Below are 19,331 nucleotides of genomic sequence, written 5' to 3'. Positions count from 1 at the left end.
GGCCGGACCTCCCCCCTGTGGGTGCGTAATCTACCTCAACCCGCGCTGCATGTATGCGGTTACAGTCAGATACTGGAGTGTATGGCCATTGACCGGAAGCTTTTGACGGGCCTATGTCATGAGACAGAGGCCGTCATTCCGAGGATTGGGGCTATCGCCTGGAAGCGCTACCGACGGCCGCCGGGCCGATCAGGCGTGATCGCCACGCAGGGCCCGCACCTGCGCCTCCAGCACCGGGGCGCGGGTGGCGTGGCCATCGACGGCCGGTGCCGCCACGACCTCGACGGTAGCGCGGAAACGGCGCGGCACCCGCATGCGGCCGAGGCGGCTGTCGCGGCGACTCCACATGCTCGACCACATGCCGCGCAGCGCCATCGGCACCACCGGCACCGGCCGGCGCTCGAGGATCTTCTCGACGCCGGACTTGAACGGCGCCATCTCCCCGTCGCGGGTCAGCGCACCCTCGGGGAAGATGCAGACCAGTTCGCCTTCGGCCAGCGCAGCGTCGATCTCGTCGAACGCCCGCTGCATCAGTGCCGGGTCTTCGCGCGCACCGGCGATCGGGATTGCCTTGGCGGTCCGGAAGATCCAGCGCATTACCGGGATGTTGAAGATCCTGTAGTACATGACGAAGCGCACCGGGCGCGGAATCGTCGCCGACAGGATCAGCGCGTCCATGTAGCTGACGTGGTTGCAGACCAGCAGCGCGGCGCCTTCGTCCGGCACGTTGGCCTCGATGCCGTGCGGGCGCAGCCGGTACAGGGTGCGCACCATCAGCCAGCTGAGGAAGCGCATCAGGAATTCAGGGACGATGGTGAAGATGTAGATCGCCACCAGCGCGTTGGCGATGGCCAGCGCCAGGAACTGCTGCGGAATGGTCCAGTGCAGCAGCGTGTGCGCGGCCAGCGACAGCAACGCCGCAGCGACGATGAAGCCCGAGTTCTGGATGTTCAGTGCGGCGAACACGCGCGACATCTGCGCCTTCGGCGTGCGGCTCTGGATCAGCGCGAACAGCGGCACCACGAAGATGCCGGTGAACAGGCCGATGCCGACCAGGTCGATGACGATGCGGATGCTGCCGGGCTGCTGCAGGAACGGACCAATGGTCAGCCCGTGCACGGTCGCTTCGCCGCTGCGGGCGAAGTACAGGTCGAGCAGGAAGGCGGTCATGCCGAACGCACCCAGCGGCACCAGGCCGATTTCCACCGTGCGTGCCGACAGCTTCTCGCACAGCAGCGAGCCGACGCCGGTGCCGACCGAGAACAGGGCCAGCGCAAAGATGTACAGGGTCGGCTCGCCGCCCAGGTTGGTCACCGCGTAGGCCGGTAGCTGCGAGGTCAGCACGGTGCCAACGAACCAGAACCAGGACACGCCCAGGATCGAGTTGCGCACGGCCTTCTGCTGGCGCGCCATGCGCAGTACCGCCAGCGATTCCGGCAACGGGTTCCAGTTGATCTTCAGGGTCGGGTCGCCTGCATCGACCCTGGGAATCAGGCGCGCGGCGATGTTGCCGCAGATCGCCAGGGCGATGATCGCGCACGAAGCCACCACCGTACCGTGGCTGCCGGCCACGGTGAACACCAGGCCGCCGACGATCATGCCGGAGAGGATCGACATCGAGGTCCCCATCTCGACCAGGCCGTTGCCGCCGGTCAGTTCCTCGGGCCTGAGCACCGACGGCAGCACCGAATACTTCACCGGGCCGAACAGGGTGGACTGCATGCCGGTACAGAACAGCGCGACCAGCAGCACCGGCAGGCTCTGGGTGAGGAAGCCGGTGGCCGCCAGCGACATGATCACGATCTCCATGGTGGTGGTGATCACGATCAGCCGCGATTTTTCCAGTTTGTCGGCGATCTGCCCGGCCAGCGCCGAGAACAGGAAATACGGCAGGATGAAGATGGCCGGTGCCAGGGTGGCGTACAACCCCAGTTCTTCCTCCGGCACGGCCATGAACAGCAACATGCTGATGATCGCCTGCCGGTACACGTTGTCGTTGAACGCACCGAGCGCCTGTACGACGAAGAACGGCAGGAAACGGCGCTGGCGCAGCAGGGCGAATTGGTTGTGACCGGACATGGAGCCTCCTTGACCGGCGCAGCCTAGCATTCCTGCCCATCCGCTGTGGGTGCGGACCTGTGGGTGCGGACCGCTGGTCCGCACACCTGCCAGCACCCTCAGACGATATCGTCGACCACGCCGCCGTCCACGCGCAGCGCCGCGCCGGAGGTGGCGGAAGCCTGCGGCGAGGCCAGGTACACCACCATGTTGGCCACTTCCTCGACCGTAGCGGTGCGCTGGATCACCGAAGACGGCCGGTGCGCCATCACGAACTCGCGGCCGATCTGTTCCAGCGGCTTGCCGCTGCGCTGGCGTTCATCCTCGAACATCGCGGCGAAGCCATCGGACAGGGTCGGGCCAGGCAGCACTGCGTTGACGGTGACGCCACTGCCGGCCACGCGCTTGGCCAGGCCGCGTGACAGTGACAGCTGCGCGGTCTTGCTGACCCCGTAATGGATCATGTCGGACGGAATGTTGCGCGCCGATTCGGACGAGATGAACAGCACGCGGCCCCAGCCGGCATCGACCATCGCTGGCAGCAGCGCACGCGACAGGCGTACGCCGGACATCACGTTGGTCTGCCAGTAGCGCTCCCAGGTGGCGTCATCGGTCTGGAAGAAATCCTCTGGGCCGAAGATGCCAGCGTTGTTGACCAGGATGTCGACCCTCGGCAGCCCAGCCAGCAGCGTATCGACACCGGCCGCATCGGAGAGGTCGGCGGCGACACCCAATACGTCGGCTACCGGCACGGCCGCGAGCAGGTGTCGGCGGGCGCGCTCGACGCTGTCGGTGCTGCGGCCATTGAGAACGACCCGCGCACCAGCGCTGGCCAGGCCCTGGGCGATGGCCAGGCCGATGCCGGCGGTGGAGGCGGTCACCAGCGCGGTGCGGCCGCTGAGTTCGATTTTCATGGTGATGATCCAGAGCGGGCGATTGCCCAGTATCCGCGTGGCGGCGTGATCGAACTGCATCGCCCGGTGCAACGCGCCGTTGCACGCGGCGCAGCAGATCCACGCCCTGCGTGGATGGGATGCCCGATCAGCGATGAGGGATCAGGTCAGGTTGGTCGCCGCCTCATTGGCCGCGGCACGCACCTTCGGCAGCATGCGCAGTACCAGCGCCATCTGGGTACGGATCAACTGCAGTTTCGGTGGCATCGCCTCGTCGATCTGCTCCAGCTCGGCGGCCACCGCGCGGTCGGCGTCGTTGTCATCGTCCGCGACGGGTTGCCGCGCGGTCAGCGCCGTCGCCAGCTCCTGAAGTGCCTTGCGCACGCGATCGCCCGCGGCCAGCGCCAGTGGATCGCCTGCGTAGCTGTCCACCTGGTCGCGGTGCGCACCCAGCGCCGACAGATGCCCCAGCAGCGTGTTGGACAGCGCCAAGAAGCGGAAGCCGGCATCCAGGTTGCGGCGCACGTGGCCGGGTTCGCGCAGCATGTTCGACAGTGCGGTGGACAGCGCGGCGTCGGCGTTGTGCATGTCGCGGCGGGCGATGCGGTAGGCCAGGTCGTCGCGCATGCCGCTGCGGTACTGGCCCAGCACCGAATCCAGGTAGCGAGCGGCAGTGTCCAGCACGCGTGCCAGGACGAGATGCAGCTGGCGGCCCTGCCAGTCGGGCAGGATCAGGAACGCTGCCGCCGCTGCGATCGCGCAGCCCAACAGCGTATCGACCATGCGCGGTACGATCAGCACGAAGCCATCGCCGATCAGGTTGAAGCAGGTCAGCGCCATCACGGTGATCGCGGCTGATGCCACCAGGTAGCGGTCGGTGCGGGTGAAGAAGAACAACAGTGCCGACAGCAGTGCGATCAGCAGCTGTACGTGCAGTTGCGGGAACAGCTGCAGCAGTGCCCAGGTCAGCACCAGTCCGGCGACGGTGCCGACGATGCGCTGTGCCAGGCGCTGGCGGGTGGCGCCGAAGTTGGGCCGGCACACGAACACGATGGTCAGCAGTACCCATGAACCGTTCTGCGCATTGAACAGCCGGATCGCTGCAAAGCCGGCGATCAGCGCCAGTGCCATGCGCAGGCCATGGCGGAACAGCACCGAGCCGGGCGTGAGCTGCTGGCGGATGCGCACGCCCATCTCGCGCAGGGTATGCGGGTTGCTGTCGCGCAGGCGGGTGTCGACGTTGTCCAGGCTGGCTTCGGAACGTTCGGCATCCAGCAGGCGGCGCTCGATGCTGCGCAGGTTGTGAACCAGCAGGTCCAGCGAGCCGAGCAGGCGCTGCCACTGCGGGCGCTGCTGGTCACGCAGGTAGGCGAGCGCGTCGGCCAGGTCGCGCCCGGCCTGCTGGTTGCTTTCGCCGTATACGAACGGACGACGCAGCCGGATCGCCTCGCCCAGGCGGGCACAGGCCTGGCCCTGCAGGTCGAGCAGGCGCTGGCAGCGGTAAAGCACATCGCTGTGGAAGAAGGCGTCCACCAGCGCGCCATACGGGTAGTGCGAGGAACTGGCGCGCTCGTGGAAATCCTGCGCCATGTAGTACAGGCGCAGGTACAGGCCGGAGTTCACCCCGGGCCGGCCGGAGCGGCCGAAGCGGGCCAGGATCGCGGTCTTGGCCTCGTTCAACGCACCCACCACACGGCGGTTCTGTTCGGCCAGGTCGAGCTGGCGACGTTGCAGGTCGGCTTCGCGCACCGGCTCGAACAGCGCAGCCTTCAGCTGCAGGTAGCGGCCCAGCTCAAGGTACAGCCGCGCCACGCGTTCGCGCACCGGCCGGTTGGCGAACAACGCGGCCCACAGGATCGACAACAGCCCGTACCAGACCGCACCGGCCAGCAGATGGCTGACCGCTTCCAGTGCGCTGTGCAGGTCGCTGGCACCATGTTGTTCCAGGCCGATCATCGTGTAGATCGCCAGCGTCACCGTGGCCTGGGCAATGGATGCGTAGCGCTCGCCGAGCGCGCCAAGCAGGGTCAGGCCGAAGGTGGACAGTGCCAGCGCGCCGATGAAGATCCACGGCCACGGGAACAGCCAGATCACCGAAGCCGCCGCAATGCAGAAGCACAACAGGGACAACACCACGGCCTTGGTCCGGCCCCACCAGTTGTCGTCGGTTTCTGCGATGGCGCTTGCGATGATGCCGAGGAACACGCCGGGCAGGGCGGTCAGCGCCTCGAACTGCCAGCACACGGCCACGGCCGCGGTCAGCGCGATGAACACGCGCAGGCCGTAGCTGGCCTTTTCGTGGGCCCACAGTCGGCTGAGGCGGGATTGGCGGGCGGACATGCAGGCTCGGTGGAAGGGTCTTCCACCATTATTGCGGGCTGCGCGTGAAATATGGAGTGCGGACCAACGGTCCGCACCCACGGTGCTGCCGGACCCTACATGTCGAACCGCACGCTCACAGCGAACGTACGTGGCAGGCCTGTGCCGGCGTTGGACCAGTACTTCCGGTTGGCCAGGTTCTCGACGCTGGCGCGCACGGTCAGCGGATGACCGGAGGCGAGCAGGCGGTAGCCGATGCCTGCATTGACCAGCGTGTAATCGGGCAGCTTCAGGGTGTTGTCGGCGTCGTACCAGACATCGCCGTAATAGCGCACCGCGGCGTATGTTTCCAGGCCATCCACCCGCAGCTGGTAGGTGGCGTGCACGGCCCCGCTCCAGCGCGCCGCACCGGCGGTACGGTTGCCCTCCTGTGCAGCGCTGGCCGGGGACAGCCTGTCGTAGGTCGGGTCCAGCCAGGTGACGCCTCCGCCAACCGTGAGGACATCGCTGAGGTGCAGGTCGGCACTGGCCTCGATGCCTTCGTACAGCGTGATGCCGTCCTGCACCAGGCGCTTGCCGGCCGGTGTGAGTTCATCGATGTTGGCGCCACGTTCCAGCCGGAACGCCGCCACGTTCGCGTTCCAGCGCGCGGCCTCGGCCTTCGCGCCGATCTCGTACTGCTTGCTGAGGGTCGGGTCGAGCACATCACCGGCGTTGATGTAGTTGTTGCCTACGCGGCTGCCCGCTTCCAGCGATTCGATGTAGCTGGCGTAGAGGGTGACCGCCTCGCTGGGCTTGAACATCACGGCATAGGTCGGTGTGACCGGATAGGTGTGGTAGCGGCCCTTGGTCTCGTAATCGTTGTAGCGCCAGCCCGCCAGCACCGACCAGCCGCTGCCGAGATCGACGGTATCGCTTGCGAACACGGCCTGCTGCACGGTCTCGTCGCCGCGGGTCATCACCCGTGAACCGACGGCGTCATGGCGGATGGCATGGCGCTGGTACAGGTTGGCGCGGCCGATCAGGCTCCATTCGTAGGGACGGTCCCAGCCCAGCCCGGTCTGGTGACTGATGCCTGCCACCACCTGATGCTGCAGCGGACCGGTGTGGAAGCTGCCCTGCAGCATCGCCTGCGCCAGCTTCCACTCGCTCTTGCCACCCAGTTCATAGACGTTGACGTCATAGTCGCCATTGGGCGAATCGATGTAGGCGAAGATCTTGTTGACGTCATTCCACGAGGTGGTGACGCCATAACTCAGGCTGGTTTTCCAGTCGCTGTTGATCTGCCAGTCCAAGCGGGTCGACAACAGGCTGGAACGAGTGTCGTAGTAGGTGCCGGGGACACTGTTGCCGGAATTCCCGGCGATCGGCCGTGGCAACGAGGTCAGTCCGCGGAAGTAGTACTGCGGCGATTCCTCGCGCAGGTCGCGTGACTGGAACACGCCGTCGAAGGTCCAGATCAGTGCGTCGCTCAGGCGCGCGTCCAGCGACAGTGCGCCCACCTTGCGATCGACGTGGCCACCATTGAAGGTCTCACCCTTTTCCCCGAAAGCATTGAAGCGATAACCGAACATCTGCTCGTTGCCGAAGCGGCCGCCGACGTCCATCCCGCCACTGACGATGCCCTGCTCGCGCCAGCCCAGCTGGGCGGAGAAGGTGGGCGTGTCGGTCGGCTTCTTGGTGATATAGTTGACGATGCCACCGGGGGCACCGAAACCATAAAGGAATCCACCCGGGCCTTTCAGCAGATCGACCTGTTCCATCACTTCCAGCGGCCACTCGGTACCCCACGAGGAAACCTGCAGGCCATTGACGCGATAGCTGTCGAAGTTCAGGTCGATGCCACGGTTGCGGATCGGCGAACTCCAGCCACTGGCATAGGCGCTGACCTGGGTGGTGACCGAAGGGTCGAGCAGGAACGCTTCGCCCAGCGAGACCACTTGGCGCTGCTCGATCTGCTCGCGGCCCACGGCGGTGATCGCGAACGGGGTATCACGCAGCACGCGATCACCAAGGGCGCCGGTATCGGCGTGGGTGCGTTCGGCGGTGACCTTCACCGCATCCAGATCGGTGGCACTGCGGTTCCGATGGGTGCGCTCGGGTACGGACTGGGCATGCGCGGCACAGGCCAGTGACAGGGAAACGGCAAGCAGCGCCGGGCGGCAGAGTGGGTGCAGGAGCATGGTTCAGTCATCCTCGGCGAACGGCCACGCGCCATCCGCCCGCATGGGGGGAAAGGTTGATGGCTGGGATCACGCAGGCTTGCCGGAGAGGGCAGCGGGGCGCCGCGAAGGGGCGCAGGACCATGGCTGGAGGGGAATTGTTCTCTTTTCGTTACAGCACGTCAAACCCGGAGGCGTGCGGACCAACGGTCCGCACCCACCCTCCGCGCCGGTGGTAGTGCCGGCCGCTGGCCGGCAGATTCGCAGTACCGAGAACTAGATCCACGCCATGCGTGGATGGGCTCTACTACGCCCGCTGCGCGCGCTTGAGCAGCTTCGCTTCGCGCCTGCGCGCGCGACGGGCGCGCCAGCGCTCGGCCAGGCAGGAGAAGATCACGTACAGTGCCGGCGTACTGAGCAGGGTCAGGCTCTGCGAGAACAGCAGGCCGCCGATCATCGCGATGCCCAGCGGGCGGCGCAGCTCGGACCCTTCACCCAGGCCGATCGCCAGCGGCACTGCGGCCAGGATCGCGACCATCGTGGTCATCATGATCGGGCGGAAGCGCACGATGCTGGCCTCGCGTGCGGCATCGCGCGGCGCCAGCCCATGCTCGCGCTGCGCCACCAGTGCGAAGTCGATCATCATGATCGCGTTCTTCTTGACGATGCCGATCAGCAGCACCAGCGCGATCATCGAGATCACCGACAGCTCGGTGTTGGTGCCGAACAGGGCCAGCAGCGCACCGACACCCGCCGCCGGCAGCGTGGACAGGATGGTGACCGGGTGGATCAGGCTCTCGTAGAGCATGCCCAGTACCAGGTACACGGTCAGGATTGCGGCGAACACCAGGATCAGCATGTCGCTGGGATCGGAGTTGAAGCCGAAGCCCGCATCGTCGGCCAGGCGGATGTCGCCGGGCATGCGCATGCCGGCCACGGTCGCGTCGATGATCGCCTTGGCCTCGCCCATGCTCACGTTGGGAGCCAGGTTGTAGCTGAGGTCCATCGTCGTGTACTGGTTCTCGTGGGTGATCTGCGATGGGGCCAGGCCAGGCATCTGCGTGGCCACCGCGGTGATCGGCACCATGTCGCCGTTGCGCGCACGCACGTACACCTCATCCAGCGCCGCCGGGGTGGCGGTCTGCGAGGGCAGGGCATTGACCACGACGCTGTACTGGTTGATGTCCGAATAGATGGTAGAGATCTGGCGCTGGCCGAACGCACCATACAGCGCGCCGTCGATGGCGCCCACTGTGATGCCCAGGCGCGCGGCCTTTGCGCGGTCGATCTGGATGTTCTGGCGCAGGCCGGCATTGTCCACGTCGGTGCCGACGTCGCGCAGCTTCGGGTTCTTCTTCAGTTCCGCCTGCAGCTTGGGCAGCCATTCCTGCAGTGCGGCCAGGTCGTTGCCCTGCAGCGAGATGCGGTACTGCGCGCCCTGGCTGGAACCGCCGCCATCGTTGCTGGGCAGGTCCTGGATCGCGCGCAGGCGCAGCTGCAGGTCGGGATAGCGATCGGCCTTGGCGCTGAGGCGCGCCAACGCATGCGCGGTGGTTTCGCGGCGGCCGTCGCTGCGTGATTTCAGCTCGATGTTGAACTGTGCACTGGAGCCCTGGCGGCCGCTGCCCAGGCGTACACCCACCGTCTTCACCGCCGGGTCGGCCATCAGCATGTCGGTGATGCGGCGCTGGCGCGCGACCATGTCCTCGAACGACACGGTGGCACTGGAGTTGGCGCGGCCCCAGATCAGGCCGGTGTCCTGCGGCGGGAACGCGCCCTTCTTCACCGCGCCGAACAGGAAGATGGTGACGCCGATCAGGATCAGTGGCGTCAGCGACAGCAGCAGCGCGTGGCGCAGCGAGAAATCGAGGAACACGGTGTAGATGCGCAGCATCCGCTCGTGGCCGGCATCCAGCCAGCGGCCGAAACGCGACGGCGGCGCGCTGTGGTCGTGCGCGCTGAGGAAGCGGCTGCACAGCGCCGGGGTCAACGTCAGCGAGACGATCATCGAGACCACGATGGCCGCCACCAGGGTCACGGTGAACTCGCGGAAGAACGCGCCCATCATGCCGCTGGCGAACAGCAGCGGGATGAACACCGCCACCAGCGAGGCGGTGATCGAGACGATGGTGAAGCCGATCTCGCGCGCACCGGTCAACGCCGCCTGCATGCGCGGCATGCCTTCGTCGAGGTGGCGCATGATGTTCTCGATCACCACGATCGCATCGTCGACCACGAAGCCGATCGCGATCACCAGCGCCAGCAGGCTCAGGTTGTTCAGGGTGAAGCCCATCACGTACATGACCAGCGCGGCGCCGGCCAGCGACAGCGGCACGGTCACCGCCGCGATCAGGGTGGGTGCCAGCCGGCGCAGGAACAGCGCCATGGTCAGCACCACCATTGCCAGGCTGATCAGCAGGGTGACCTGCACTTCATGCAGCGACGAACGGATGGTCGGCGTACGGTCGAAGTACGGCGTCATCGTGGTGCCCGGCTGCAGGTAGTCGCGCAGGGTCGGGATCTGCGCCTTGACCCGGTCCACGGTCTCCACGATGTTGGCGCCGGCACGGGTGAACACGTACATCACCACCGCCGGCTTGTGGTCGAACCACGCCGCCTGGTAGGCATCCTGCTGGCCGTCGTAGACGTTGGCGATGTCCTTCAGCCGGATCACCCGGCCGTCGCCCTGGGTCTTGACTACCAGGTCGGCGAAGTCGGCGGCGCGCGCCACCGAGTCGTTGGCGATGATCGCCGTGGTGGTGTTGCCATCGCTGAGGAAGCCGGTGGGCGAGGTCACGTTGGCCGCGCGCACTGCGTTGCGCAGGTCATCGGCGGTCAGGCCCAGCGCGTTCATCAGGCGCAGGTTGACGTCCACGCGCACCGCTGGCGTCGACGCGCCAGCGATGTCGACCGAGGCGACGCCGCTGATCTGGCGGATGCGCTGCGCCAGCAGCGAGTCGGCCACGTTGTAGAGCTCGTCGGCCGACTGCGTCTGCGAGGTCAGCGCGATGGCGATCACCGGGTCGTCGTTCGGGTTCGCCTTCTGGTACATCGGCGAGCCCATGCCCGAGGGCAGGTCGGCCTGAGCCGAGTTGATCGCCGTTTGTACATCCAGTGCCGCCGAATCGATGTTGTGGCCGCTCTGGAAGATCATGAACACCAGCGAGCTGCCTTCCGAGCTCGACGAGCGCATGCGATCGATGCCCGGCAGCTGGCCGAGATGGCGTTCCAGCGGCGCGGTGACCGTCGAGGCCATGGTCGCCGCGTCGGCGCCGGACTGGCTGGCATGCACGAAGATCACCGGGATCTCGATGTTCGGCAGCGCCGATACGCCCAGGCGCAGGTAGCAGATCAGGCCGACCATGAACAAGCCGATGGCCAGCAGTGCGGTGCCGATCGGGCGGCGGATGAAGGGGCCGGACAGGTTCATCGTGCGGCCCCCCACGGCAGCGGGGCGTGGATCATGCCTGCGGCTCCTGCAGCGAACCGTCGCGCAGCGCACGCTGTTCGCGGCGGCGCGCCAGCCACTCGGAGAAGCGCTCCATGTACAGGTAGATCACCGGCGTGGTGTACAGGGTCACCAACTGCGACAGCAGCAGGCCTCCAACGATGGCGATACCCAGCGGGCGGCGCAGCTCCGAACCGATGCCGGTGCCCAGCGCCAGCGGCAGCGCGCCGAGCATGGCCGCGGCGGTGGTCATCATGATCGGGCGGAAGCGCAGCAGGCAGGCGCGGCGGATCGCTTCGTGCGCGTTGGCGCCGGCGCGGCGGGCTTCGATGGCGAAGTCGACCATCATGATGCCGTTCTTCTTGACGATGCCGATCAGCAGCACGATGCCGACGATGCCATCCACCGACAGGCTCAGCCCGCACAGCATCAGCGCCAGCAGCGCGCCGACACCGGCCGGCGGCAGCGTGGAGATGATCGTGATCGGGTGGATGTAGCTCTCGTAGAGCACGCCCAGCACGATGTAGATCACCACCAGCGAGGCCAGCAGCAGCCACACCACATCGGTCTGGCTGCCGGTGAACTCGGCGGCCTTGCCGATGAACTCGGCATGCAGGTGGGTGGGCATGTCCAGGCTGTCCTTGGTCTCCTGGATCGCTCGCACCGCTTCGGACAGCGAATAGCCTGGCGCCACGTTGAACGACACGGTCACCGCCGGCAGCTGCTGCTGGTGGCTGACCACCAGCGGGGCGCTGCTGACCTTGCCTTCGGCCAGCGCCGACAGCGGGATGATGTTGCCGGCGCCGACGGTGATGCCGGTGTTCTGCGCGCCGATGCCGGTGGCGGTGGACGAGTTGGAGGAGGTGACCTGGCCGAAGCTGGTGGCATTGGTGCCGGTCAATGCGCCGGCGCCGTTGGAGGCGACGGCCAGCTGTTCCATCAGCGCAGTGCTGGTGCGGAACTCCGGTGCCACTTCCAGCACCACGCGATACTGGTTGAGCTCGGTGAAGATGGTCGAAATCTGGCGCTGGCCGAACGCATCGTAGAGCGTGTCGTCGATGGTCTGCATCGGCACGCCCAGCACGCTGGCCTTGTCGCGGTCGATGTTCAGCTCCAGGGCGCGGCCCTGGTTGGACAGGTTGTTGTCGACGTCGGCCAGTTCCGGGCGCTTGCGCAGCGCTTCGGTCAGGCGCGTGGCCTGGGTCGCCACCGTCGCCGAATCCACGTCCGACAGCGAGTACTGGTACTCGGTGGCGGCCACGCGGGTATCCAGGGTTACGTCCTGCACCGGCTTCAGGTACAGCGCCACGCCCGGAATGCCGGCCACTGCCTTCTGCAGGCGCGGCAGGATCTCGTCCAGGCCGTCGCGCTGGCTGCGCTCCTTCAGCACGATCGACAGCTGGCCCTGGTTGAGCGTGGGGTTCATGCTGCCGGCACCGATGAAGGCCGACACGCCGGTCACGTCTGGATCCTGGCGCAGCGCTTCGGCCACCTGCCTGGTGCGCTGCTCCATCTGCGGGAAGGCGATGTTCTGGTCGGCCTGCACCACGCCGGTGATCAGGCCGGTGTCCTGTTCGGGCAGCAGGCCCTTGGGAATCAGCACGTACAGCAGCACGGTCAGCACCAGCGCGCCACCGGCCACGGCCAGGGTCAGCCGCTGGTGGCCAAGCACCCAGTCCAGGCTGTGCTCGTAGAGGCCGACGGTGCGCGTCCACAGGTTCTGCTTGCCGGCCGCCGCCGCGCGCTCATGCGCGTCCTCGCCCTCGGGCAGGGCATCGGGCTTGAGCAGGTAGGCGCACATCATCGGGGTCAGCGTCAGCGAGATCAGCATCGACAGCACCACGGCGATGCTCAGCACCCACGCGAACTCGTGGAACAGGCGGCCGGTGACGCCGGGCATCAGCAGCAGCGGCAGGAACACCGCCACCAGCGAGACCGTCAGCGACAGCACGGTGAAGCCGATCTGGCGTGCGCCGATCTCGGCCGCTTCCTTGCCACTCTTGCCCTGCTCGATGTAGCGCACGATGTTCTCGATCATCACGATCGCATCGTCGACCACGAAGCCGGTGGCCACCACCAGCGCCATCAGCGAGAGGTTGTCCAGCGACATGCCGGCGAAGGCCATCACCGCGAAGGTGCCGGCCAGCGACAACGGCACCGCCACCGAGGGAATGATCGTGGCCCACAACCGGCGCAGGAACACGAAGATCACCGCCACCACCAGCCCGATGGTCAGGATCAGGGTGAACTGCACTTCATGCACCGAGGCGCGGATGGTCTCGGTGCGGTCGTTGAAGATCTCCAGGTGCACGTCGGCTGGCAGCACGCCCTGCAGCTGCGGCAGGATGGCGCGGATGCGCTCGACGGTCTGCACGATGTTGGCACCGGGCTGGCGGCGCACTTCCAGCAGTACCGCCGGCTTGCCGTCGGCCCAGGCGGCAAGCTGGTCGTTCTCCACGCCATCGATTACCTCGGCCACGTCCGACAGCCGCACCGGGCGGCCATTCTTGTAGCTGATGATGGTGTCGCGGTACTCGGCGGCGCTGGCCAGCTGGTCGTTGGTGCCGATGCTGTAGGACTGCGTCTTGCCGTTCAACGAGCCCTTGGGCGCATTGACGTTGGCCTGGGTCAGCGCGCTGCGCAGCTGCTCCAGGGTCAGGCCCATGTTCGACAGCTGCGCCGGATTGACCTGGATGCGCACGGCCGGGCGCACATTGCCGGCGATCGAGACCAGGCCCACGCCCTGCACCTGCGACAGGCGCTGGGCCAGGATGGAATCGGCGTAATTGTTGACGTCGCGCAGCGGGCGCGTGTCAGAGGTCAGTTTCAGGGTGACGATGGCCGCGTCGGCCGGGTTCACCCGGTTGTAGACCGGCTGGTAGGGCAGCGACGAGGGCAGGGTGGCCTGGCGGATCGCCGCCTGCACGTCCTGCGCGGCGATGTCGATGTCGCGGTCCATCGAGAACTGCAGGATGATCGTCGACAACCCGGCCGACGAGTCGGAGGTCATCAGCTCCAGCCCGGAAATCTGCCCGAACTGGCGCTCCAGCGGGGTGGTGACCAGCGAGGCCATGGTGGTGGCGTTCGCACCGGGGTACTGGGTGGTGACCACCAGGCTGGGCGCATCGATTTCCGGCAGCGCCGACACCGGCAGCTTGCGGTAACCGAGGATGCCCAGCAGCAACAGGCCCGCCATCAACAGCGAGGTGGCGATCGGGCGGCGGATGAAGATCGTCGAAAAGCCCACGGACTGATCCTTGCTGGCACTTCAATGTCGGCGCCGGCAGGTCCGCCGGCGCGAGGGAGATCAGTGGCCTGCGCTCAGCGCGGGCCACCACCGCGACGGCCACCGCCGCCTGCGTTCTTCTGCTCGGCTGCCTTCAGTTCGGCCTCGGTCGGTGCGGCCGGGGTCTCGCCCGGCTTCAGTGCGGTGACCTTGCTGCCCGGCTTCAGGCGGAACTGGCCTTCACTGACCACCCGCTCGCCGCCCTTCAGGCCTTCGGCGATCTGCACCTGGCTGTCGCCCACTTCCACGCCGCTGCGCACGGTCTGCATCTTTACCGTGTTGTCGCCCTGCACGATGTAGACGTACTCGCCATCCGGGCCACGCAGTACCGCCTGGGTGGGGATCACCACGCCGCCGGCAATCGTGCGCAGCTGCATGCGCACGTTGACGAACTGGCCCGGCCACAGGCCGTTGTCGGTGTTGTCGAACAGGGCGCGCGCCTTGAACGTGCCGCTGTCGGCACTGATCAGGTTGTCGACCACATCGAGCTTGCCGTCGCCGGACAGCACGTGCGAATCGGCGCGGTCCAGCGCCGCCACCGGTACCGTGCCGGCGGCCTGCGCCTGGCGCACATCGCCGAGCTGGCGCTCGGGCAGGTTGAACAGCACGTGGATCGGATGGATCTGGGTCAGCGTGACCAGCGCGGTACCGGCGCTGACCACGTTGCCGGCGTCGACCGCACGGATGCCGGCGATGCCTGAGATCGGCGCGGTGACCCGGGTGTACTGCAGCTGCACCTGCGCCGAGCGCATGCTGGCCTCGTTGGCGGCCACGGCGCTTTCGTACTGTGCCACTTGGTTTCGCTGTGTATCCAGATCGGTCTTGGCGACGTACTGGCGATACTCCGGCGCGTTCGAGCGCTGGTAGTTGGAGCGCGCGGTGGCCAGCAGGGCCTCGTTCTGGCGCTTGGCTGCAGCGGCCTGGTCGTAGCTGGCCTGGGCGGTGCGCGGGTCGATCACCGCCAGCACATCACCCTGCTTCACTTCCTGGCCTTCACGGAAATTCAGGCTCATCAGCTGACCGCCGACCTGCGGGCTGACGGTGACGGTGTTCATCGCGGTCACCGTACCCAGCGCGCTGGCATACACCGGCACGTCCTGGCGCGTGGCCTCCACCACGGTCACCGGCACTGGACCGGCATTCGGATCTTCGCCGCCCTGGCGCGCGCCCGCAGCAGGTTTTCCAGCCTTGTCCTTGCCCCCGCCAATGACGCGCAGGCCGACCACGGCCAGCACCAGGATCGCCACGACCAGCAGCACGATCTTCCAAACACGTGACATTACGAGGACTCCGAGAGGGCTGGACCGGACGGGACGCCGGGACAATGCGCAAAGCATACCTGTGCCACATCACGTTTCCTGCATGACGGATGGGACGGGCGCTAAGACCGGATGCGGCACCGGAGGTTCCCGTGGCGCCGGTGTTGCCCTACATTCAGCTGGAACCCTCTTGCTGTGGAGATTGCGATGCGCCGTTCGCTGCTGCTGTCCGCCCTGCTGCTGGCCCTGCCGGCGCTTGCCCATGCCCAGGACGGGCAACGCCCGGAAGTGACCGCCGCCGCGCAGCGGCTGCAGGCCCGGGTGGTCGAATGGCGCCGTGATTTCCACCAGCACCCGGAGCTGTCCAACCGCGAGGCGCGCACCTCGGCCGAGGTCGCCAAGCGCCTGCGTGCGATGGGCCTGAAGCCGAAGACCGGCATCGCCCACCACGGCGTGGTGGCGATCATCGAAGGCGGCAAGCAAGGCCCGAAGATCGCGTTGCGTGCAGACATGGACGCGCTGCCGGTGACCGAGCAGACCGGCCTGCCGTTCGCCTCCAAGGCCACCGACCAGTACCGCGGGCAGACCGTGGGCGTGATGCATGCCTGTGGCCACGACGCGCATACCGCCACCCTGCTCGGCGTGGCCGAAGCGCTGGTATCAATGAAGAAGGACCTGCCGGGCCAGGTGATGCTGATCTTCCAGCCGGCCGAGGAAGGCGCGCCGCCGCCGGAAGAGGGCGGTGCGGCACTGATGCTGAAGGAAGGGCTGTTTGCCGATTTCAAGCCGGAGGCCGTGTTCGGCCTGCATGTGTTCTCCAGCGTGCAGGCCGGCCAGATCGCGGTGCGCGGCGGCCCATTGATGGCCGCCTCGGATCGCTTCGGGATCAAGGTGATCGGTCGCCAGACGCATGGCTCGGCACCGTGGAACGGTGTTGACCCGATCGTCGCCACCGCCGATCTGGTCGGCACCGCGCAGACCATCGTCAGCCGCCGCGCCAACCTGTCCAAGCAACCGGCAGTGCTGACCTTCGGCGCGATCAACGGCGGCATCCGCTACAACATCATTCCCGATGAAGTGGAGATGGTCGGCACCATCCGCACCTTTGACGAAGGCATGCGCCAGCAGATCTTTGCCGACCTGCGCAACGTGGCCGAGCACACGGCCGCCGCGCACGGTGCGAAGGCGGTGACCGACATCTACGAGTCGGAGGGCAACCCGGCCACGGTGAACGACCCGGCGCTGACCGCGAAGATGCTGCCGAGCCTGCAGGCGGTGGTGGGCAAGGACAACGTGTACGAGCCGCCGCTGCAGATGGGCGCGGAGGATTTCTCGCTGTACGCGAAGGAAGTGCCGGGCATGTTCTTCTTCGTCGGCTCCACCAGCGTGGGCATCGACCCAGCGACGGCGCCGGCCAACCATTCGCCGAAGTTCCTGCTGGATGAGAAGGCACTGGATGTGGGACTGCGGGCGTTGCTGCAGGTGAGCCTGGATTACCTGCACGGTGCCGGCACCCCGGCGGGGTGAGGGTTTCCGGCAGGGCTTGCAGCCCTGGGTACGCGACATCGCATGCGCGCTGTCGCTCCCACAGTTCGCTGCGCGAACGGTGGGCCCCCCTTACCAGCTTCCAGACCCCTGCCGCTTCGCGGCCGCCCCCTGACTCAGGGGGCCTTCCTCCAGACCCGATCCCGTGGCTTGCCGGTAGATCCACGCCATGCGTGGATGGCAGACATCGAAAATGTCCGAAGGATCGGATTTTGATTTTCTGATCTTTCCCGTGGTGGATCGGCGGCAGAAATGTGTCGGGGGGCCGGGCGGGTGGGGCTGGCGGGGTATCCGCGCCATGGATGGCGCGGCTAAGCCTCCAGGGACGGATTCACGGCGTCCCCGCCAGCCCCATCCGCCCGGCCCACTCCCGGGAATCCAGGCTTTCGACGACCCAACACCCCACCACGGAGGGGCTCCGCCGTTGGCCGGCCCGGCCGAAGGCCCGCCCTCCGCGCGATACAATGACCTCCATGAACACCCCACAGGATTCCAGCCTCGGTCGCGAGGTCAGTTACCCGTCGCAGTACGATCCCGGCCTGCTGTTCCCCATCCCCCGCAGCGGCGCCCGCGCCGAGATCGGCCTCGATGAGGCCGCGCTGCCGTTCGTCGGCCACGACCGCTGGCACGCCTTCGAGCTGAGCTGGCTCGACCCGCGTGGCAAGCCGCAGGTCGCCGTCGCCACGGTGCAGGTGCCATGCACCTCGCCGCGGCTGATCGAATCGAAGTCGTTCAAGCTGTACCTCAACTCCCTCAACAGCACCCGCATCGACAGCGCCGAGGCACTGCGCGCGCGCCTGGTGGCGGATCTGTCGGCCTGCGCCGGTGTGCCGGTCCAGGTCGAGTTCGGCCTGCCAGGCCTGCGCGAGACGCCGCTCGGCGAGTCCATCGACGGGCTGGAACTGGAGATCGACTGCTACGGCCCGCCGCAGGCGGACTTCCTCGCCGCCGATGCGGGTGAGGTGGTGGAAGAGACCCTGGTCTCGTCGCTGCTGAAGTCCAACTGCCCGGTCACCGGCCAGCCGGACTGGGCCACGGTCAGCCTGCGTTACCGCGGGCCGAAGATCGATCGCGTGGGCCTGCTGCGCTACTTGGTCAGCTACCGTGAACACGCCGAGTTCCACGAGCAGTGCGTTGAGCGGATCTTCAGCGAGGTATCTGCGCGCTGCCAGCCACAATGGCTGGAAGTGGAGGCCCGCTATACCCGCCGTGGTGGCCTGGACATCAACCCCTGGCGCGCCAGCCCCGGCATCACCGCCCCGGCTGCGACCTACCGCGAACTGCGGCAGTAACCGGTAGTGCCGGTCGCTGGCCGGCAACCGCAAGGAACCCGCGTCCAGGGCAAGGGAAAGCCGGCCAGCGGCCGGCACGACCGGACACCGTCTCTCCCGATTGTTCAGCCGCCCCCGGGGGCGGCTTCACATCTGCACCATCCCCATTTAACAACCGCCATGGCACCGTGCCAATCACGTAGTCATGCAGACGGGAGTTGTGGATGAGTACCGAGAAGAAAGCCGATTTCTCCGGCGTCAGTGGCAGTGTCGACAGTACCGCCGAGCAGGTGCCGAAGGCGGACTTCTCCGGCGTCAGCGCTTCGGTGGACAGCACCGCGGACGTTGTCAGCGGCGGCACCTATACCGTGCAGAAGGGTGACTCGCTGTCGAAGATCGCCAAGCAGCATCTGGGCGACGCCAATGCCTGGAAGAAGATCTTCGAAGCCAACCGCGATGTGCTTGATGACCCGGACAAGATTTTCCCGGGCCAGACCCTGAAACTGCCGCCGAAGTAAGCCGGCCAGAACGCCGTCCGACAATCCCTGGGAGGAACCCCGAATGATCAAGACCACCCCGCTCCAGACCGCCCTGATCGCCGCCCTGCTGGGCAGCGTCGCCCTGGTCGGTTGCAAGAAGAAAGAAGAGTCGACCGACAACAATGCCGCTCCGGCAGCGACTGCTCCGGCCGAACCGGCAGCACCGGCCCCGATGACCGGCGCGCCGCCGCCGATGGCCGAAGCCGCTGCTGTCAGCGTCTCGTCGGTCACGGTCGGCAAGACCGCAGCCGCCGACAAGTCGGTTGCGACGACGGCTTTGTTCGCGCCGAAGGACGACATCATCGTCTCGGTCAAGACCGACGGTGCTGCCAACAACGTCGCCGTTGGCGCGAAGCTGACCTACCAGGACGGCCAGGTGGCCGGCGAACAGAATGCCACGCTGAACACCAGCGGTGCGGAAACCACCAACGTCACCTTCAAGAATGCAAAGGGCTGGCCGGCCGGCAAGTACCGCGCCGAAGTCACCGTCGATGGCAAGGCGGCCGGAACGCCGCAGGAGTTCGAGGTCAAGTAAGTCCAGCCGACTCTCT

Annotated in this window: 11 protein-coding genes; 4 read left to right on the top strand and 7 right to left on the bottom strand. The window is 66.9% G+C overall.

The window, feature by feature from the left end:
• Nucleotides 1-189: 189 nt before the first annotated feature.
• From ACEPA4_RS18230 to ACEPA4_RS18200, 7 genes are all read right to left on the bottom strand, one after another.
• The gene (locus tag ACEPA4_RS18230; protein WP_262089942.1) at nt 190-2,079 is read right to left on the bottom strand and encodes an MFS transporter; all 1,890 of its coding nucleotides are present in this window, start codon (nt 2,077-2,079) and stop codon (nt 190-192) included.
• Between the two features lie 98 nt (nt 2,080-2,177).
• Nucleotides 2,178-2,972, bottom strand: a complete 795-nt coding sequence (locus ACEPA4_RS18225) for an SDR family NAD(P)-dependent oxidoreductase (RefSeq protein ID WP_065178885.1) — start codon at nt 2,970-2,972, stop codon at nt 2,178-2,180.
• Nucleotides 2,973-3,113: 141 nt separating this feature from the next.
• The gene (gene yccS / locus ACEPA4_RS18220; protein WP_139727832.1) at nt 3,114-5,291 is read right to left on the bottom strand and encodes a YccS family putative transporter; all 2,178 of its coding nucleotides are present in this window, start codon (nt 5,289-5,291) and stop codon (nt 3,114-3,116) included.
• A 95-nt stretch (nt 5,292-5,386) separates the two neighbouring features.
• A complete protein-coding gene (locus ACEPA4_RS18215; protein WP_262089940.1) occupies nt 5,387-7,453 on the bottom strand; it encodes a TonB-dependent siderophore receptor in 2,067 nt (688 codons plus the stop codon).
• Nucleotides 7,454-7,739: 286 nt separating this feature from the next.
• The gene (locus tag ACEPA4_RS18210) at nt 7,740-10,862 is read right to left on the bottom strand and encodes an efflux RND transporter permease subunit (RefSeq protein ID WP_065186763.1); all 3,123 of its coding nucleotides are present in this window, start codon (nt 10,860-10,862) and stop codon (nt 7,740-7,742) included.
• 31 nt (nt 10,863-10,893) lie between these two features.
• Nucleotides 10,894-14,127 (bottom strand): efflux RND transporter permease subunit, encoded by a 3,234-nt coding sequence (locus tag ACEPA4_RS18205; protein ID WP_065186764.1) that lies wholly within the window; start codon nt 14,125-14,127, stop codon nt 10,894-10,896.
• Nucleotides 14,128-14,201: 74 nt separating this feature from the next.
• The gene (locus tag ACEPA4_RS18200; RefSeq protein ID WP_005419777.1) at nt 14,202-15,446 is read right to left on the bottom strand and encodes an efflux RND transporter periplasmic adaptor subunit; all 1,245 of its coding nucleotides are present in this window, start codon (nt 15,444-15,446) and stop codon (nt 14,202-14,204) included.
• Nucleotides 15,447-15,632: 186 nt separating this feature from the next.
• Here ACEPA4_RS18200 and ACEPA4_RS18195 point away from each other — a divergent pair, with 186 nt between their 5' ends.
• The 4 genes from ACEPA4_RS18195 to ACEPA4_RS18180 all read left to right on the top strand — a co-directional run bounded on the left by ACEPA4_RS18195 (nt 15,633) and on the right by ACEPA4_RS18180 (nt 19,315).
• On the top strand, nt 15,633-16,952 hold the full coding sequence (locus ACEPA4_RS18195; protein ID WP_111200490.1) for a M20 family metallopeptidase: 1,320 nt from the start codon (nt 15,633-15,635) through the stop codon (nt 16,950-16,952).
• A gap of 491 nt (nt 16,953-17,443) precedes the next feature.
• Nucleotides 17,444-18,262, top strand: a complete 819-nt coding sequence (gene queF / locus ACEPA4_RS18190; protein WP_139727828.1) for an NADPH-dependent 7-cyano-7-deazaguanine reductase QueF — start codon at nt 17,444-17,446, stop codon at nt 18,260-18,262.
• Nucleotides 18,263-18,465: 203 nt separating this feature from the next.
• Nucleotides 18,466-18,759 (top strand): LysM peptidoglycan-binding domain-containing protein, encoded by a 294-nt coding sequence (locus tag ACEPA4_RS18185; RefSeq protein WP_005419771.1) that lies wholly within the window; start codon nt 18,466-18,468, stop codon nt 18,757-18,759.
• 43 nt (nt 18,760-18,802) lie between these two features.
• Nucleotides 18,803-19,315, top strand: coding sequence for a hypothetical protein (locus ACEPA4_RS18180; RefSeq protein ID WP_072169182.1), 513 nt, complete (start codon nt 18,803-18,805; stop codon nt 19,313-19,315).
• Nucleotides 19,316-19,331: the final 16 nt, after the last annotated feature.

This window comes from Stenotrophomonas sp. P2112 (assembly GCF_041897515.1).
Taxonomy (GTDB): domain Bacteria; phylum Pseudomonadota; class Gammaproteobacteria; order Xanthomonadales; family Xanthomonadaceae; genus Stenotrophomonas; species Stenotrophomonas sepilia.
Note: the sequence above shows the minus strand (reverse complement) of the source record. Positions and strands in the feature narration are given on the sequence as shown.

Bases quoted from the DNA above. Each gene is read 5' to 3' on its own strand.
- queF (WP_139727828.1), top strand. From the start codon at position 17,444: ATGAACACCCCACAGGATTCCAGCCTCGGTCGCGAGGTCAGTTACCCG.
- ACEPA4_RS18225 (WP_065178885.1), bottom strand. From the start codon at position 2,972: ATGAAAATCGAACTCAGCGGCCGCACCGCGCTGGTGACCGCCTCCACC.
- ACEPA4_RS18230 (WP_262089942.1), bottom strand. From the start codon at position 2,079: ATGTCCGGTCACAACCAATTCGCCCTGCTGCGCCAGCGCCGTTTCCTG.
- ACEPA4_RS18215 (WP_262089940.1), bottom strand. From the start codon at position 7,453: ATGCTCCTGCACCCACTCTGCCGCCCGGCGCTGCTTGCCGTTTCCCTG.
- ACEPA4_RS18185 (WP_005419771.1), top strand. From the start codon at position 18,466: ATGAGTACCGAGAAGAAAGCCGATTTCTCCGGCGTCAGTGGCAGTGTC.
- ACEPA4_RS18180 (WP_072169182.1), top strand. From the start codon at position 18,803: ATGATCAAGACCACCCCGCTCCAGACCGCCCTGATCGCCGCCCTGCTG.
- ACEPA4_RS18200 (WP_005419777.1), bottom strand. From the start codon at position 15,446: ATGTCACGTGTTTGGAAGATCGTGCTGCTGGTCGTGGCGATCCTGGTG.
- ACEPA4_RS18210 (WP_065186763.1), bottom strand. From the start codon at position 10,862: ATGAACCTGTCCGGCCCCTTCATCCGCCGCCCGATCGGCACCGCACTG.
- ACEPA4_RS18195 (WP_111200490.1), top strand. From the start codon at position 15,633: ATGCGCCGTTCGCTGCTGCTGTCCGCCCTGCTGCTGGCCCTGCCGGCG.
- yccS (WP_139727832.1), bottom strand. From the start codon at position 5,291: ATGTCCGCCCGCCAATCCCGCCTCAGCCGACTGTGGGCCCACGAAAAG.